We start from the raw sequence: 15,948 nt of genomic DNA, 5'->3' as shown, positions 1-15,948 counted from the left end.
GAGGGCACCAGGTGGTCAAACACCGGCTCGACATCCGGCTGGCCGCGGAGTCGATGCTGTTGGTGACCGCCTGTCTGTGCCTGCTGTGGGGCAGCGTCGAAGCGGTCCAGGTCCTGACCGACGCCATGGGCAACTCACTGGCCACCTCCGGCGACTGGTCGCTGGGGCCGGCCGCCGCGCTGCTGGTGTACGGCCCGCAGAAGGTGTGGTCGGCCTGGGCGATCACGGTGCCGGTGATCGTGGTGTTCGGGCTCGGCCTGGCCGCGGTCCGCACCCGTAGGGACGGGCCGCGCTGGCTCAAGCAGGTGCTCCTGGTGTACGGCGCGGTCGTTGTGCTGGACTCGCTGGTCGCGGCGCTCTGACCAGCTGATATGGTGGTCCGCGCGGACGAGTTGGCCGGGCGGCCGCGGGACCGGAAGGTTTCGAGGAAAGTCCGGACTTCACAGAGCAGGGTGATTGCTAACGGCAATCCGAGGTGACTCGCGGGACAGTGCCACAGAAAACAGACCGCCGTCTGAGCCTGGTGCGAAGACGGTAAGGGTGAAACGGTGCGGTAAGAGCGCACCAGCATTCCGGGTGACCGGAGTGGCTAGGTAAACCCCACCCGAAGCAAGGCCAAGAAGGCCGCAACCTGGTTGCGGTTGCGCAGGTGCCCGAGGGCTGCTCGCCCGAGCCTGCGGGTAGGCCGCTTGAGGTACCCGGCGACGGTGTACCCAGATGGATGGTCGCCGCCCCGCCACCAGTAATGGTGGCGGGGAACAGAATCCGGCTTACAGGCCAGCTCGTCCGCCCCGCTACTTCTTCACCTTGCGCATCGCCCGCGCGAGGGCCTTGAGCGAGGCATCCAATTGCAGCCGGGCGTACTCGGCGACCTCGGCCTCCTGCTGGTACAGGATGCCGTAGGTGAAGGTGTCCTCGCCCGCGGCGTGGGCGGCCTCGGCCTGCTGCACCAGATGCCCGCGGCTGACGTAGCTGTCCTGGTGGTCACCCAGGAGCGTCTGGATGTCCTTGGCGCAGTCGGCCACCTTCGACTCGCCCATGGCGGCGGCCGTGTAGCGAAGACGCTTGGCGCCCTTGCGGATTCGGTGCAGCGCCTCCTCGCTGTCCTCGGCGCCGGCAGCCTCCGCGGCCTCGGCCCGCCGCACCGACTTGCGGATGCGGCGGTAGGCGCCGCCGACGGTCACCGGCTGGGCGTCCTCGTCGGCGGTGGCCGGTTGGGTGTTGTCGACGACGATCGCATCGAGCGCGTCGAGCAGCCGGAAGTACCGCTCCGACCGCATGGCCGCGAGCGATCGCCGCAGCCCGGACTGGTAGCGCCGCTGCGAACCGTCGACCAGGCGCTCGCGCACCTGTCCGCGCACCAGCTCCGGCGCCAGGCCCTTCAACGCATCGTCGTACCGCTGGGCGAGCACCTCGGCGTCGCGCGCCGTGCCCAGCACGGCGGCCAGCAGCTTGAGCTCTTCGAGCACCCACTCGCGGTCGCCCAGATTGCCGCTCTCCTGCAGCAGGCTGCGGATCTTGCGGATGGTGACGCGCATCTGGTGCACGGAATCGAAGGTGTCGGCGCGCACCGCGCGGTCCCAGTCGATCAACTCGGACACGTGCGCCGCGATGGCGCGGTGCACCTTATCCGTCGGCTCGGGCGATGGCGGTGGCGCATCCGCGCCGCGCGCCGCGGCGAGCACCTTGGCGAGCTTGGACCCGTGCCCGGCGGGCTTGGCGCCCGCGTCGAAGAGCCGGTTGGCCAGCCGGTCGAGCAGCTCGGGGCCCGACTCGGCACCCTCCGCGCCGTCGCCGACCAGCTCCAGCTCCCACTCGCGCCAGGTCTGCAGCGACTCGCCCGCCGTGGCGGTAACCCGGTCGTCGCAGAACTCGGCCAGCTCGGTGTCGTCGGGCGCGTACAGCATCGAGACGGTGCGCTCGGTCTCGATCCGGGCGACCGGCTGCAGCGTGCGGTCGCGAACGATGGCCAGCACGATGTCGCGCAGTTCGTCGGGCACGCTCTCGCGCGCGGCGGTGATCGGCAGCCGAACCTCGGTGCGCGCGTCGGCGCCGGCGGGCAGCTTGAGATGCCAGCCCGCGTCGGTGCCGCCGGTGCGCCGGCGCAGGGTGATCTTGTGTGCCGCCAGATCGTGATCCGGGGTGTCGAAGTACACCGCGTCGAGATGCGCGACGGGCAGTTGCTCGACCCTGCCGACGGCGGACAATCCGTCGAACGACGGGGACACCGTGCTGTCGACCACCGCGAACTTGCGTTCAATCTCGGTGTGGCGGGACGGTTTACGCTTGCCAGCGGCCATGTTCACCTTCATTTGCGACCCGGGACGGGCAGTACCAACGCTGCCATCAGCCTGCCATATCGCTGCGCGTGACCGGCTGCCGATAACGTCTTGACCCATGACCGAATTCGAGACCCTGAAGTTCGCCCAGTCCGGTGCCATCGTGAATATCGTCCTCGACCGGCCCGAGGCGGCCAACGGCATGAACGACGCGCTCACCCGCGACCTCGCGGCCGCTGCCGCGCTGTGCGACACCGCCTCGGTGAAGGTCGTCACCCTGACCGGTGCCGGCCGATTCTTCTGCGCCGGTGGCGACCTCAAGGCGATGGCCGCCGCCGCGGACCCGGGCGCGTTCGTCAAGGGCATCGCCGACGACCTGCACCGCGCCATGTCGACGTTCGCCCGCATGGACGCCGTGTTGATCACCGCCGTCAACGGCGTCGCCGCCGGTGCGGGCTTCCCGCTGGGCGTCTCGGGCGATCTGGTGCTCGCCGCCGAGTCCGCGTCGTTCACCATGGCGTACACCAAGGCCGGTCTGAGCCCCGACGGCGGATCGTCGTACGTCCTGCCGCGGCTGATCGGGCTGCGCCGCACCCAGGAACTCATGATCACCAACCGCGTGCTCACCGCCGCCGAGGCCGCCGACTGGGGCCTGGTCACGCGCGTCGTGCCCGACGCCGAGCTGCCCGCCGCGCTCGACGCCCTGGCCGCCGACGTCGCCACGCAGGCGCGCGGCTCGAACGCCGCCGTCAAGCAGCTGCTGCTGACGACCTACGGCGCAGACTACGAGACCCAGCTGGAACGCGAGGGCCGGCTGATCGCCAAGTGCGCCGGGTCACCGGACGGCAAAGAGGGCGTCGGCGCCTTCGTCGGCAAGCGCAAGCCGGAATTCGCGTAACTGCTCTGCCGAGAAGACGCAAAACTGTCGCATTTCCCGGGAAATGCGACAGTATTGCGTCTTGTCGCGAGGGGGACGTACCCCAGCTCGTGCAACTAACTCAGTAGGAGTGTTCCTCGGCCGGGAACACGCTGGACGCCACCTCGGCGGCGTATTGCCGTGCGGCGCGGCCCAATTCGGCCCCGACGTCGCCGAAGCGCTTGACGAACTTGGCGGTCTTGCCCGCCGTCATGCCCGCCATGTCCTGCCACACCAGCACCTGTGCGTCGCAGTTGGCGCCGGCGCCGATGCCGACGGTCGGGATGGTCAGTTTGCCGGTGATCTGGGTGGCCAGCTCCGCCGGCACCATCTCGAGTACGACGGCGATGGCACCGGCCTCGGCGACGGCGATGGCGTCGTGGATGGTCTGGTCGCCGGCCTCACCGCGGCCCTGGACCCGGAAGCCGCCGAGCCCGTTGACGCTCTGCGGGGTGAAACCGATGTGGGCCACGACGGGGATGCCGGCCTGGGTCAGTGCGGCGATCTGCTCGACCATCCGCTCACCGCCCTCCAGCTTGACCGCGTGGGCGCCGGTCTCCTTCATGAAGCGGGTCGCCGTCGCGAGAGCCTGCTGCGGGCTCGCCTCGTAGCTCCCGAACGGCAGATCGGCGACCACCAGCGCGTGCGGGGCACCCTTGACGACCGCGCGGGCCAGGGGGATCAGCTCGTCGATGGTGATGGGCAGCGTGGTGTCGTAGCCGTAGACCACGTTGGCCGCCGAATCGCCGACCAGCAGGACGGGAATCTCGGCGTCATCGAAAATGCGGGCAGAGGAGTAGTCGTAGGCCGTGAGCATCGCCCACTTGTGGCCTTCGGCCTTCCATTTCGCCAGGTGGTGGGTACGAATCTTGGTGCGCGGGGTCGTACAGACAGACTCCGGGGCAGCGCCGTAAACCTGATCAGACATCGTCGTCCTCAAATGTGTTGGTCGGTACGAACCTCGAGGCCCAGATCGGGTCCCCGGGACGTTTGACGCTGTCAAGTCTGCCACCACCGCACCCCCAAGGTGAACGACACATGAAGTGGAATGCCTCACATTGGGTAATCCGGGCCGCCTACGATCACGCCCATGCCCGGATACCAACGGCTCAGCGGACTCGACGCCAGCTTCCTCTATCTGGAGACCGCCGTGCAGCCGCTGCACGTGTGCGCGGTGCTGGAACTCGACGCCGCCACCATTCCGGGCGGTTACACGTTCGACAAGATGCGCCAGATGCTCAGTGAGCGCATCGCGGCCATGCCGCAGTTTCGCGAGAAGCTGGCCGACTCGCCGCTGAACCTCGACCACCCCGTGTGGGTCGAGGACCCGGATTTCGACATCGACCGGCACGTCCACCGGATCGGGCTGCCGGCCCCGGGCGGCCGTGTCGAGCTGTCCGAGATCTGCGGCCACATCGCCGCGCTGCAGCTGGACCGCAGCCGCCCGCTGTGGGAGATGTGGGTGATCGAGAACATCGCCGGCACCGACGCCCACGACGGCGGCCGGCTGGCGGTGATGACCAAGATGCACCACGCCGGCATCGACGGCGTCACCGGCGCCAACCTGATGTCACAGCTGTGCACCCTCGAGCCGGACGCGCCGGCGCCGGAGCCCGTCCCGGCCGCCGGCACCGCCTCCGAACTCGAGATCGCGGTGGGCGGCGCGGTCAAGTACTTCACCCGGCCGCTGAAGCTGGCCAACGTGCTGCCCTCGACGGCGACGACCGTCATCGACACCGTTCGCCGCGCCGCCAAGGGACTCACCATGGCGGCGCCGTTCGCCGCACCCAAGACGGCCTTCAACGTCAACGTCACCGCGCACCGCAACGTCGCCTTCGCGCAGCTGGACCTGGCGGACATCAAGACCGTCAAGAACCACTTCCACGTCAAGGTCAACGACGTGGTGCTGGCGCTGGTGTCGGGCGCGCTGCGGCGCTACCTGGCCGAGCGCGACGCGCTGCCGGAATCGACCCTCGTGGCCATGTGCCCGGTGTCCGTGCGCGACAAATCCGACCGCCCGGGCCGCAATCAGGTATCCGGCATGTTCGCCAAACTCGAAACCACCATCGAAGACCCGGCCGAGCGCCTGCGGGCCATCGCCGACTCGAGCACCGTTGCCAAACAACACAGTTCGGCCATCAGCGCGACGTTGCTACAGGACTGGTCGCAGTTCGCCGCGCCGTCGGTGTTCGGCGCCGCGATGCGGGTGTTCGCATCGACGGGCCTGGCCGAGGCCAAGCCCGTGCACAACCTCGTCGTTTCGAACGTGCCCGGTCCGCAGGATCCGCTGTACATGCTGGGCGCCGAGGTCAAGGCGATGTACCCGCTGGGCCCGCTGTTCCACGGCTCCGGGCTCAACATCACCGTGATGTCGCTCAACGGCACGCTCGACGTCGGCCTGATCTCCTGCCCGGAACTGGTTCCGGACCTGTGGGACATGGCCGACGAGTTCGCCGCCGCGTTGGACGAACTGGTTGCCGCCGCCACCGTCTGACGGCGCGCGGCAACGCCCTCATCAGGTCAGACCAGCGCACATGGCACCATGGTCGACCATGAACCTCAGACGGGGGAGTCTCGCCGCAGCAATGGTGCTCGTGCTGGCGACAGGCTGCAGCCAGGTGATCGACGGACGCGCCACCCGCGCGGTGCCGAAGCCGGGCGCGCCCCTGCAGTGGTCGCCGTGCCAGACCACATCCCCGGACTCGCAGTCGCGCATCCCCAAGGGCGCCGAGTGCGCGATGCTGTCGGTGCCCGTCGACTACAGCAAGCCCGACGGCGACGTCGCCCAATTGGCGCTGCTGCGGATCAAGGCGACCGGCGACAAGATCGGTTCGCTGGTGATCAACCCCGGCGGTCCGGGGGAGTCCGGCGTCAGCGCCGCGGTGTCGTTGCTCAACAACATTCCCGACTCGGTACGGCAGCGCTTCGACCTTGTCGGCTTCGACCCCCGCGGCGTCGGGTCCTCCAAGCCCGCGGTGTGGTGCAACTCCGACGCCGACAACGACCGCCAGCGCGCCGACCCACAGGTCGACTACTCGCCGGCCGGTGTCGCGCACATCGAGGCCCAGACCAAGGAGTTCGTGCAGCGCTGCGTCGACAAGATGGGCAAGGAGTTCCTGGAGAACGTCGGAACCGCCAACGTCGCCAAGGATTTGGATGCCATCCGGGCCGCCCTCGGCGACGACAAGCTGACCTACCTGGGTTACTCGTACGGCACCCGGATCGGCGCGCAGTACGCCGAGGACTACCCGGACAAGGTGCGCTCGATGATCCTCGACGGCGCCGTCGACCCCAACGCCGATCCGATCGAAGCCGACATCAACCAGGCCGCCGCGTTCCAGACCGCGTTCAACAACTACGCCGCCGACTGCGCCACCAGCCCGGACTGCCCGCTGGGGACCGACCCGGCCAAGGTCAACGACGTCTACCACAGCCTGGTCGACCCGCTGGTCCAAAAGCCCGCTCCCACAAAGGATCCGCGTGGTCTGAGCTACAGCGACGCGCTGGTCGGCACCATCCTGCCGCTGTACTCGCCGGCGATGTGGAAGGACCTCACCGCAGGCCTCACCGAGCTCGCGGGCGGCCACGGCGACATCATGCTGCGGCTCGCCGACGCCTACATGGGTCGCGACCCCGACGGCCACTACGACAACTCGACCGATGCCCGGGTGGCGGTCAACTGTGTCGACGAACCGCCGATCACCGACCGCGCCAAGGTGATTGCCGAGGACAAGCGCACCCGCGAGGTGGCGCCGTTCATGAGCTACGGCCAGTTCACCGGCGACGCCCCGCTGGGCACCTGCGCGTTCTGGCCGGTGCCGCCGACGTCGAAGCCGCACGAGATTTCGGTCAAGGGCCTGGCTCCGACGCTGGTGGTGTCGACGGTCCACGACCCGGCCACGCCGTATCAGGCCGGCGTGGACCTGGCCAAGGAACTCGGTGGCAGTCTGCTGACGTTCGACGGCACGCAGCACACCGTGGTGTTCCAGGGCAACAGCTGCGTCGACGACCACGCTGCCGGCTATCTGGTCAACGGGACCGTGCCCGAGGCCGGCGCGAAATGCTGAGTCGCGAATAGCGGCAGCGCGAAAAACGCGGTGCCGCCGGGAGATAACCGTTCGGTCACCGTCTGATTGCCGGGTTGTCTCCCTCCGGAACCAGGCTTCGGCTCGGCTGTGCGCCGTGCGACCATGTGTGCCATGTGGCGGGCGGGCAGTCGAGGACGACGGTGTGCGGTAGGGGTCGTCGGATTGCTGGTGGCCATCAGCGCCGCACCGGGATCGGTCGCGCACGCGGCTCCCGAATCTCTGCAGTCCTACTACGAACAGGCACCGGACTGGGGCGGCTGCGAACCCTTCATCGGTGACACGACGGACTTGCCGACGGCGCGGTGCGCCAACATCAGCGTCCCCGTCGACTACGCGGATCCGCAAGGGCCGCAAGCGAAGCTGGCCGTCATCCGGGTCCCGGCCTCGGGCCAGCGACTCGGCGTGCTGCTGGTCAACCCGGGTGGTCCGGGCGCGTCGGCCGTCAACACCGTCGCGGGCATGGGCGCCGTCCTGTCCGACACCGAGATCGGCCGCAGCTTCGATCTCGTCGGCTTCGATCCGCGTGGCGTGGGGCATTCGACGCCGCAGTTGCGGTGCCGCAGCGACGCCGAATTCGACGCGAACCGCCGCGACCCGATGGTCGACTACAGCCCGGCCGGGGTGGCGCACATCGAAGCCGTCAGCCGCCGTACGGCGCAGGACTGCCTGCAACAGATGGGCAGCAGCTTCCTGGCCAACGTCGGAACCGCCTCGGCGGCAAGGGATATGGACGTGGTGCGGGCCGCACTCGGGGAGTCGCAGATCAACTATCTGGGCTTCTCCTACGGCACCGAACTCGGTGCGGCCTATGCCGAACGGTTCCCGGACCGGGTGCGCGCCATGGTGCTCGACGGTGCCGTCGACCCCAATGCCGATCCGGTCACCGAGAACCTGCTCCAATTGGCCGGATTCCAAACGGCTTTCAACGACTATGCGGCGGACTGCGCGCAGTCGGTCGGCTGCCTGCTGGGGACCGACCCGACGCAGTTCGTGGCGCGGTACCAGCAGTTGGTCAATCCGCTCGCCGTGCGTCCGGGCCTGACGTCCGATCCGCGTGGCCTGAGCTACTCCGACGCGATCACCGGCACCATCAACGCGCTCTATACGAAGAAGTACTGGAAGTTCCTGACCAGCGGGCTGATCGGACTGCAGCGCGGCGGTGACGCCGGCGATCTGCTGCTGCTGGCCGACGATTACCAGCACCGTGATCAGAACGGTCGCTACGCGCCCCTGCAGGACGCGTTCACCGCGATCCGGTGCGTCGACGCGCCGTTCCCGACCGATCCCGCGACCTGGGCGGCCGCCGACCAGCGGGCGCGCCAGCTGGCGCCGTTCATGAGCTACGGCCAGTACACCGGCTACGCGCCGCGCGACGTCTGCGCCATGTGGCCGGTGCCCGCGACCTCCCGTCCGCACGCACCGGCGTCGCCCGGCCCGGGCAAGGTCGTCGTCGTCTCCACCACGCACGACCCGGCCACGCCGTACCAAGCCGGGGTGAATCTGGCGCGCGAACTCGGCGCCTCACTGATCAGCTACGAGGGCACCCAGCACACCGTCGTGTTCAACGGCGACAGGTGCGTCGACACGGCTGTGGTGGCGTTCCTGCTCCAGTCTGTGCTGCCTGCGGCGGGATTGCGGTGCTGACCTGAGCGTCTCACCAGCGAAACATGCCGAACAGAGTCCACTTGGTAACACGGATTTAACAGCTGCTGCCTACGCTGCGGACATGGATCGCCAGAAGGAATTCGTGCTGCGCACGCTGGAAGAACGCGACATTCGCTTTGTCCGGTTGTGGTTCACCGACGTGCTCGGATACCTCAAGTCCGTGGCGATCGCGCCGGCCGAGCTGGAAGGCGCCTTCGAAGAGGGCATCGGCTTCGACGGATCCGCCATCGAGGGCTTCGCCCGCGTCTCCGAGGCCGACATGGTGGCCCGGCCGGATCCGTCCACTTTCCAGGTGCTGCCGTGGACCACCAAGAGCACCGGCAAGCATTACTCGGCCCGCATGTTCTGCGACATCACCATGCCCGACGGCTCGCCGTCGTGGGCCGACTCGCGGCACGTGCTGCGCCGCCAGCTGGCCAAGGCCAGCGATCTGGGCTTCTCCTGCTACGTGCACCCGGAGATCGAGTTCTTCCTGCTGGAGCCCGGCCCCAACGACGGCTCGGTGCCGGTGCCGGCCGACAACAACGGCTACTTCGACCAGGCCGTGCACGACTCGGCGCCGAACTTCCGCCGGCACGCCATCGAGGCCCTCGAGTCGATGGGCATCTCGGTGGAGTTCAGCCACCACGAGGGTGCGCCCGGTCAGCAGGAGATCGACCTGCGTTACGCCGACGCCCTGTCGATGGCCGACAACGTCATGACGTTCCGGTACCTGGTCAAGGAAGTCGCGATCAACGAAGGCGTGCGCGCCACGTTCATGCCCAAGCCCTTCAGCCAGTACCCGGGCTCGGCGATGCACACCCACATGAGCCTGTTCGAGGGCGAGACCAACGCCTTCCACAGCGCCGACGATCCGCTGCAGCTGTCGGACGTCGCCAAGTCCTTCATCGCCGGCATCCTGACGCACGCCAGCGAGATCAGCGCCGTCACCAACCAGTGGGTGAACTCCTACAAGCGGCTGGTGCACGGCGGCGAGGCGCCGACCGCCGCGTCGTGGGGTGCGGCCAACCGCTCCGCCCTGGTCCGGGTCCCGATGTACACGCCGCGCAAGGCGTCGTCGCGCCGTATCGAGGTGCGCAGCCCCGACTCGGCATGCAACCCGTACCTGGCGTTCGCGGTGCTGCTGGCCGCCGGCCTGCGCGGCATCGAGAAGGGCTACGAGCTGGGGCCGCAGGCCGAGGACAACGTCTGGAACCTGACGCCCGAGGAACGGCTCGCGATGGGTTACAAGGAGCTGCCGTCGAGCCTGGGTGTGGCGCTCGGCGAGATGGAGAAGTCCGAACTCGTCGCCGAGGCGTTGGGGGAGCACGTCTTCGACTACTTCCTGCGTAACAAGCGCACCGAGTGGGAGAACTACCGCAGCCACGTGACACCGTTCGAGCTCAAGGAATACCTGTCGCTGTAATGGCCTAGTGGTGCGCTAACGTCGGGTGGTGCCCACCCCCGCGACGCAGCGCCCCAAGCAGCCCAGCGTCGGCCGGCTCGGGTTGGTTGCGCCCACGGCGCGGGCGGATCTGGACCGGCTCGGCTGGAACACCGACGCGCATGTTGCGCTCTTGTGGTCGCTGTCGCGCGCCCCTGACGCCGACAGCGCGTTGCGCGCCATGGTGCGGATCGCGGACGCCCTCGAAGGCGACTGGGCCGAACTCAGCGCACTGCTGGTGACCGACACGGCCCTGCGCGGTCGGCTGTTCGCCGTGCTGGGCTCGTCGCTGGCCCTGGGCGATCACCTGGTGGCGCACCCGCTGTCCTGGCGACTGCTGCGCGGCGACATCACGCTGCCGTCCCGCGCCGAGCTGCTCGACGACTTCGAGCGGTTGGCGGCCGAAGTCGCCGGTACCCCAACGGCTTCCGCGGTATTGCAGACCTACTACCGCGACCGCATCCTGGTGCTGGCCGCGCTGGACGTCGCGCCGACGGTCGAGAACGAGCCGGTGCTGCCGTACGTCACCGTCGGGGAGCACCTGTCCGATCTGGCCGATGCGGCACTCGGGGCGGCACTTGTCGTCGCGACCCGGACGGTGTGCGGCGACGAACCCGGTCCCCGGCTCGCGGTCATCGCGATGGGCAAATGCGGTGCGCGCGAACTGAATTACGTCAGCGACGTCGACGTCATCTTCGTGGCCGAGGCGGCGGACTCGGTGACCACGCGGGTGGCCGGCGAGATGATGCGGTTCGCCGGCGAGACCTTCTTCGAGGTCGACGCCGCGCTGCGGCCCGAGGGCAAGGCCGGGCAACTGGTCCGCACCCTGGAGTCGCATGTCGCGTACTACCAGCGCTGGGCCAAAACCTGGGAATTCCAGGCGCTTTTGAAGGCCCGCGCGGCCGTCGGCGATGCCGAGCTGGGCGAGCAGTACATCGACGCGCTGATGCCGATGGTCTGGACCGCCTGTGACCGTGAGGATTTCGTGCCCGACGTGCAGGCCATGCGCCGCCGCGTCGAGGAACTGGTGCCGGCCGGGGTACGCACGCGGGAACTGAAACTGGGCAAGGGCGGCCTCCGGGACGTCGAGTTCGCGGTCCAGCTGTTGCAGCTCGTACACGGCCGCAATGACGATTCGCTGCATGTCGCCTCCACGGTCGACGCATTGGCCGCACTCGGCTCCGGCGGTTACATCGGCCGCGACGACACCGCGAATCTCACGGCGTCCTACGAGTTTCTGCGGCTGCTGGAGCACCGGCTGCAACTGCAGCGACTCAAGCGGACCCACCTGCTGCCCGAGGACGGCGACGACGAGGCGTGGCGCTGGCTGGCGCGGGCGGCGCACATCCGGCCCGACGGCCAGCACGACGCGCTCGGGGTCCTGCGCGAGGATCTGAAGCGGCAGAACATGCGGGTGTCCCGCCTGCACGCCAAGCTCTTCTATCAGCCACTGCTCGAAGTGGGGAACCAGTTCGGTCCGAGCCTGACGACCGCGGCGGCCGAAAGGCAGTTGGCCGCACTGGGTTACGAAGGCCCGCAGAGCGCGCTGACGCACCTGGCCGCGCTGACCAGTGCCAGCGGCCGCCGCGGCACGGTGCAGCAGGTGCTGCTGCCGACGCTGCTGGACTGGCTGTCGGACACCCCGGATCCGGACGCCGGCCTGCTGGCGTACCGGCGGATCAGCGAGGAACTGGGGGACCAGCGGTGGTTCCTGTCCACACTGCGTGACGAGGGCGCCGTCGCCAAGCGGCTGATGCGGGTGCTCGGCACCTCGGCCTATGTGCCGGAGCTGCTGATGCGGGCGCCCGAAGTCCTGCAGCAGTACGCCGACGGTCCGCAGGGGCCGAAACTGCTCGAGGTGGAACCAGATGCGGTGTTCCGCGCGCTGGTCGCCTCGGCCGGTCGGCACGCCGACCCGGTGCGGGCCATCGCCGCGGCGCGCACCCTGCGTCGCCGCGAACTGGCCCGGGTGGCGTCGGCCGACCTGCTGGGGCTGCTCGAGGTGGTCGATGTCTGCAAGGCGCTGACGTCCGTGTGGGTCGCGGTGCTGCAGGCCGCGCTCGATGCGGTGATCCGGGCGCGCTCCGGCGCCGACGGCCCGCTGGCGCGCATCGCCGTCATCGGCATGGGCCGGCTCGGCGGCGGTGAGCTGGGCTACGGATCGGACGCGGACGTGATGTTCGTCTGCGAACCGGTTGCGGGCGTGGAGGATTCGACCGCCGTGCGCTGGGCGATCGGCGTCGCCGAACAGGTGCGGACGCTGTTGGGGCAGCCCTCCAGCGACCCGCCGCTGGAGGTCGACGCCGGACTGCGGCCGGAGGGCCGAAACGGCTCACTGGTGCGGACGCTGGCGTCGTACGAGTCGTACTACGCGCAGTGGGCGCAGCCGTGGGAGATTCAGGCCCTGCTGCGGGCGCACCGGGTCGCCGGCGACCTGGAACTGGGCGAGCGCTTCCTCCTGATGGCGGACAAGACCCGCTACCCGCCCGGTGGCGTCTCGGCGGATGCGGTACGGGAAATCCGGCGGATCAAGGCGCGGGTCGACGCCGAGCGGTTGCCCCGCGGCGCCGACCCCAACACCCACACCAAGTTGGGCCGCGGTGGCCTGGCCGACGTGGAATGGACCGTGCAGCTGCTCCAATTGCGTTATGCGCACCAGGTTCCCGCGCTGCACAACACCTCGACGCTGCAGGCGCTGGACGCCATCGAGGCGGCCCAGCTGATCGAGGGTGACGAGGCGGACACGCTGCGGCAGGCCTGGCTGACCGCGACCCGCGCGCGCAACGCTCTGGTGCTGGTCCGCGGCAAGCCGACCGACCAACTGCCCGGACCGGGCCGTCAGCTCAACGCGGTCGCGGTGGCGGCCGGATGGCCGAGCGGCGACGGCGGCGCCTTCCTCGACAACTATCTGCGCGTGACTCGTCGTGCCAAAACCGTGGTGCGCAAGGTGTTCGGGGAGTAGGCAGCGTGAGTGATTTTCCGTTCGACGTGATCAGCGATGCCGAATACGAGCGTCAGCTGGCGGTGTACCGGCCGTTCACCGATGCGGTGCGCCGGCTGATCGACGCCGGCATCCGGACCGGTGTCGACGACGCCACCATCGCCGAGGCGCAGGCCGCGATCGAAGCGGTCACCGAGCGGCTGGCCGAGGTGCAACACAGCAGCACCTCGACGCTGCGCAATGCCGACACCGGACGGCCGCTGGCATACACGAATCCGGCTGTGGGCGTGCGCAACGCGATCGCCCCGCCGATGGAGATCCACCACGAGGGCGGGGCGGGGGAGGGCGGCCGGTGCTGGGCCGAGTTCGAACTCGGGCTGCCCTACGAGGGACCGCCCGGCCTGGTACACGGCGGTATCTGCGCGCTGATGCTCGACCACATTCTCGGGGAAGCCGCCAGTGACGGGCTGACCAAACCACATTTCACCGGAACCATCACGCTGCGATACGTGCGGGGGACCAAGCAGGGGCCCGTCCGGGCCGAGGCCTGGATCGACCGAGTCGACGGCATCAAGACGTTCGCCCGCGGCACGCTGTCCGATGCCGAGGGTGTCAGCGTGGAGGCCGACGGCATCTTCATCAAGCCCTCCTGGGCGCGCGAGTGAAGTTCTACGTCTCCCTGGCGTTCCTGGACATCAGTGAACTGACCGAGATCGCCCGGGCCGCAGACGAACTCGGCTACGACGGCATCGCGATCCCGGACCATGTGGTGAACCTGGAGACGCTGAGCACGCCGTACCCGTACACGCCCGACGGGCAGCGGCGCTGGCAGCCGTTCACGCACTGGCCCGACCCGTGGGTGCTGGTCGGCGCCCTGGCGCAGGTGACCAGCCGCGTGAAATTCGTGACGACGGTGTACATCCCGGGGATGCGCGACCCGTTCTCGGTCGCGAAATCGGTCGGGACCGCGGCCTGCCTGTCCGGTGGCCGGGTGGAGTTCGGCGTCGGCGTGGGCTGGTGCGCCGATGAATTCGCCTTGATGGGGCAGGCTTTCGAGCGCCGCGGCAAGCGCACCGACGAGATGCTTGACCTGATCCGGCAGCTGTGGCAGCCGGGGTGGACGTCGTTCGACGGGGAGTTCTACCAGGTGCCGCGGCTCGAGATGGAGCCGACGCCGCCTCCGGTGCCCATCTACGTCGGCGGGCTCAGCGAGATCGCCCTGCGGCGGGCCGCGCGCAACGACGGCTGGATCGGCGACCTGATCACCACCGACCAGGCCATCGCCGCGGCGACCCGGGTGCGCGAACTGCGCGTCGAAAACGGCTTACCGCTCGAGGGTTTCGAGATCCTGACGCCGCTGGCCGATGCGTATCTGCCGGAGCATTTCGAGCGCGCCGCGCAGGCCGGCATCACCGGCAACGTCACGATGCCCTGGATGTTCTACAGCGGCCCCACGGCCACACTGGCCGAGAAGATCGACGGACTCAAGCGCTTTCGCGTCGACCTCGGTCTGTGACTAGCGTTTCCGCAGCGCGTCCAGGGCGATGGCACCGCCGCCGGTGAAGACCAGCAGGAACAACGCGAAGCAGTAGAGCACCGCGGGCTCGCCGCCGTTGGCGATGGGCAGCAGGCCTTTCGGCTGGTGCGCCATGAAATACGCGAAAGCCATCTCGCCGGAACCGATGAAGGCGGCGATGCGGGTGGCCAGGCCCGTGAAGATCAGGATGCCGACGATGAGCTCGATGGCGCCGGCGTACCAGCCCGGGAAACTGCCGAAATCCGGTGCGGCCATGCCGGGATTGGTGTCGACGGGCCACTTGAACAGCGTGGTGGCGCCGTGGAGCGTGAACAGGAAGCCGATGACCATCCGGAACACGGAGAGCACGATGGGAGCTACAGCGTCGAGCCGGGATTCGATGTCAGTCTGAGCCATGGCGACATCATATGAGGTTCCTGTGACGCGCCAGGTGCTGCGAGATTGCGGAATGGGAGCAAATTCTCGCGATTTGCCTCACAGCGCCGCGGCGACGGGTGCTGAGCCACCGGGCTGCCCCTCCCCGGAGGGAGAGGCAACCCGGCTACCGGTCATCCGATAGCGGCCCGGCCGTAGTTGTCCGCGTAGGCATTCGCGACTCCGGGCAGGATTTCGACGATGGCGAAATACCGGTCCCACAGCGGTGTTTCGCGCAGCTCTTCGACCGCCAGCTCATACTCGTGCGGGTCTGCGGCCGTCAGCATCCAGACATCGGTGACCCGGGCGGTGTAGAACTCCGTGTCGTACCACGTGAAGTTGACCGCCTTGTGGCGATCGAGGATCGGCTGCAGATGCAGCGTGAGTTCGTCGAACCGTTTAGCGACCGGGAAACCGAGCCACTCGGGGTTGGTCTTGACCAACAGGAAAACCGTGAACATGGGCGAACCTCATTCTCTCGCTTGTGAATAGGGCTGGAGAGAAACGAAAAAGGCCAACGAATCTCTCCGTTGACCTGTGAGGTTGTCAGCACCGCGAGCAGTGACGCTCGCGATGGTTAGGCTACCGTACTTGTTCGCGGTGGGCAAGCGGGCACCCCCGACGTCGTCACCCCGATACAGAACTGCCCCTCTCCCGGAGGAGAGGGGCAGTTCGTGTGCTCGCG

General features: G+C 68.6%; 13 protein-coding genes and 1 other RNA gene. 10 read left to right on the top strand and 4 right to left on the bottom strand.

Annotation, left to right across the window (positions count from 1 at the left end; all coding sequences use genetic code 11):
• Positions 1-11 precede the first annotated feature (11 nt).
• Together ACJH6J_RS11740 and rnpB are read left to right on the top strand one after the other, a co-directional pair.
• Positions 12-362, top strand: a complete 351-nt coding sequence (locus ACJH6J_RS11740) for a hypothetical protein (protein ID WP_346414468.1) — start codon at positions 12-14, stop codon at positions 360-362.
• A gap of 26 nt (positions 363-388) precedes the next feature.
• Positions 389-789: RNase P RNA component class A (gene rnpB, locus ACJH6J_RS11735), an RNA gene on the top strand.
• A gap of 5 nt (positions 790-794) precedes the next feature.
• On the opposite strand, the gene ACJH6J_RS11730 is transcribed toward rnpB, so the two are convergent.
• The gene (locus tag ACJH6J_RS11730) at positions 795-2,300 is read right to left on the bottom strand and encodes a CHAD domain-containing protein (RefSeq protein ID WP_406803967.1); all 1,506 of its coding nucleotides are present in this window, start codon (positions 2,298-2,300) and stop codon (positions 795-797) included.
• Between the two features lie 97 nt (positions 2,301-2,397).
• Here ACJH6J_RS11730 and ACJH6J_RS11725 point away from each other — a divergent pair, with 97 nt between their 5' ends.
• Positions 2,398-3,177, top strand: coding sequence for an enoyl-CoA hydratase/isomerase family protein (locus ACJH6J_RS11725; protein WP_406803966.1), 780 nt, complete (start codon positions 2,398-2,400; stop codon positions 3,175-3,177).
• Between the two features lie 100 nt (positions 3,178-3,277).
• On the opposite strand, the gene panB is transcribed toward ACJH6J_RS11725, so the two are convergent.
• Positions 3,278-4,123, bottom strand: coding sequence for a 3-methyl-2-oxobutanoate hydroxymethyltransferase (panB, locus tag ACJH6J_RS11720; RefSeq protein WP_061005324.1), 846 nt, complete (start codon positions 4,121-4,123; stop codon positions 3,278-3,280).
• A 162-nt stretch (positions 4,124-4,285) separates the two neighbouring features.
• Between panB and ACJH6J_RS11715 the strand changes: the two genes are divergently transcribed.
• From ACJH6J_RS11715 to ACJH6J_RS11685, 7 genes are all read left to right on the top strand, one after another.
• Complete coding sequence (locus ACJH6J_RS11715; protein WP_073698188.1) at positions 4,286-5,689, top strand: wax ester/triacylglycerol synthase family O-acyltransferase; 1,404 nt, start codon at positions 4,286-4,288, stop codon at positions 5,687-5,689.
• Between the two features lie 58 nt (positions 5,690-5,747).
• Positions 5,748-7,262 carry an alpha/beta hydrolase gene (locus tag ACJH6J_RS11710; protein WP_064859274.1) on the top strand — a complete coding sequence of 505 codons (1,515 nt, stop codon included), beginning with the start codon at positions 5,748-5,750 and terminating at the stop codon, positions 7,260-7,262.
• Positions 7,263-7,385: 123 nt separating this feature from the next.
• On the top strand, positions 7,386-8,927 hold the full coding sequence (locus tag ACJH6J_RS11705) for an alpha/beta hydrolase (protein WP_406803965.1): 1,542 nt from the start codon (positions 7,386-7,388) through the stop codon (positions 8,925-8,927).
• Positions 8,928-9,009: 82 nt separating this feature from the next.
• Complete coding sequence (gene glnA, locus ACJH6J_RS11700; protein ID WP_073698185.1) at positions 9,010-10,353, top strand: type I glutamate--ammonia ligase; 1,344 nt, start codon at positions 9,010-9,012, stop codon at positions 10,351-10,353.
• 28 nt (positions 10,354-10,381) lie between these two features.
• Entirely contained in the window at positions 10,382-13,333 is a 2,952-nt protein-coding gene (locus tag ACJH6J_RS11695) for a bifunctional [glutamine synthetase] adenylyltransferase/[glutamine synthetase]-adenylyl-L-tyrosine phosphorylase (protein WP_073698196.1), read from the top strand.
• A gap of 5 nt (positions 13,334-13,338) precedes the next feature.
• Positions 13,339-13,977 carry a PaaI family thioesterase gene (locus ACJH6J_RS11690; protein ID WP_135357239.1) on the top strand — a complete coding sequence of 213 codons (639 nt, stop codon included), beginning with the start codon at positions 13,339-13,341 and terminating at the stop codon, positions 13,975-13,977.
• Positions 13,974-14,828 carry a TIGR03619 family F420-dependent LLM class oxidoreductase gene (locus ACJH6J_RS11685; protein WP_135357240.1) on the top strand — a complete coding sequence of 285 codons (855 nt, stop codon included), beginning with the start codon at positions 13,974-13,976 and terminating at the stop codon, positions 14,826-14,828. The genes ACJH6J_RS11690 and ACJH6J_RS11685 overlap by 4 nt, the downstream gene beginning before the upstream one ends.
• Here the strand turns inward: ACJH6J_RS11685 and ACJH6J_RS11680 are convergent, their stop codons facing one another.
• Both ACJH6J_RS11680 and ACJH6J_RS11675 read right to left on the bottom strand, forming a co-directional pair.
• Complete coding sequence (locus tag ACJH6J_RS11680; RefSeq protein ID WP_064859256.1) at positions 14,829-15,245, bottom strand: DoxX family protein; 417 nt, start codon at positions 15,243-15,245, stop codon at positions 14,829-14,831.
• A 152-nt stretch (positions 15,246-15,397) separates the two neighbouring features.
• Positions 15,398-15,724, bottom strand: a complete 327-nt coding sequence (locus ACJH6J_RS11675; RefSeq protein ID WP_346414660.1) for a darcynin family protein — start codon at positions 15,722-15,724, stop codon at positions 15,398-15,400.
• Positions 15,725-15,948: the final 224 nt, after the last annotated feature.

Source organism: Mycobacterium sp. SMC-18 (assembly GCF_045310895.1).
In the GTDB taxonomy this organism is placed as follows: domain Bacteria; phylum Actinomycetota; class Actinomycetes; order Mycobacteriales; family Mycobacteriaceae; genus Mycobacterium.
The sequence above is the reverse complement of the archived record's forward strand: the minus strand, read 5'-3'. Positions and strand labels throughout refer to the sequence as shown.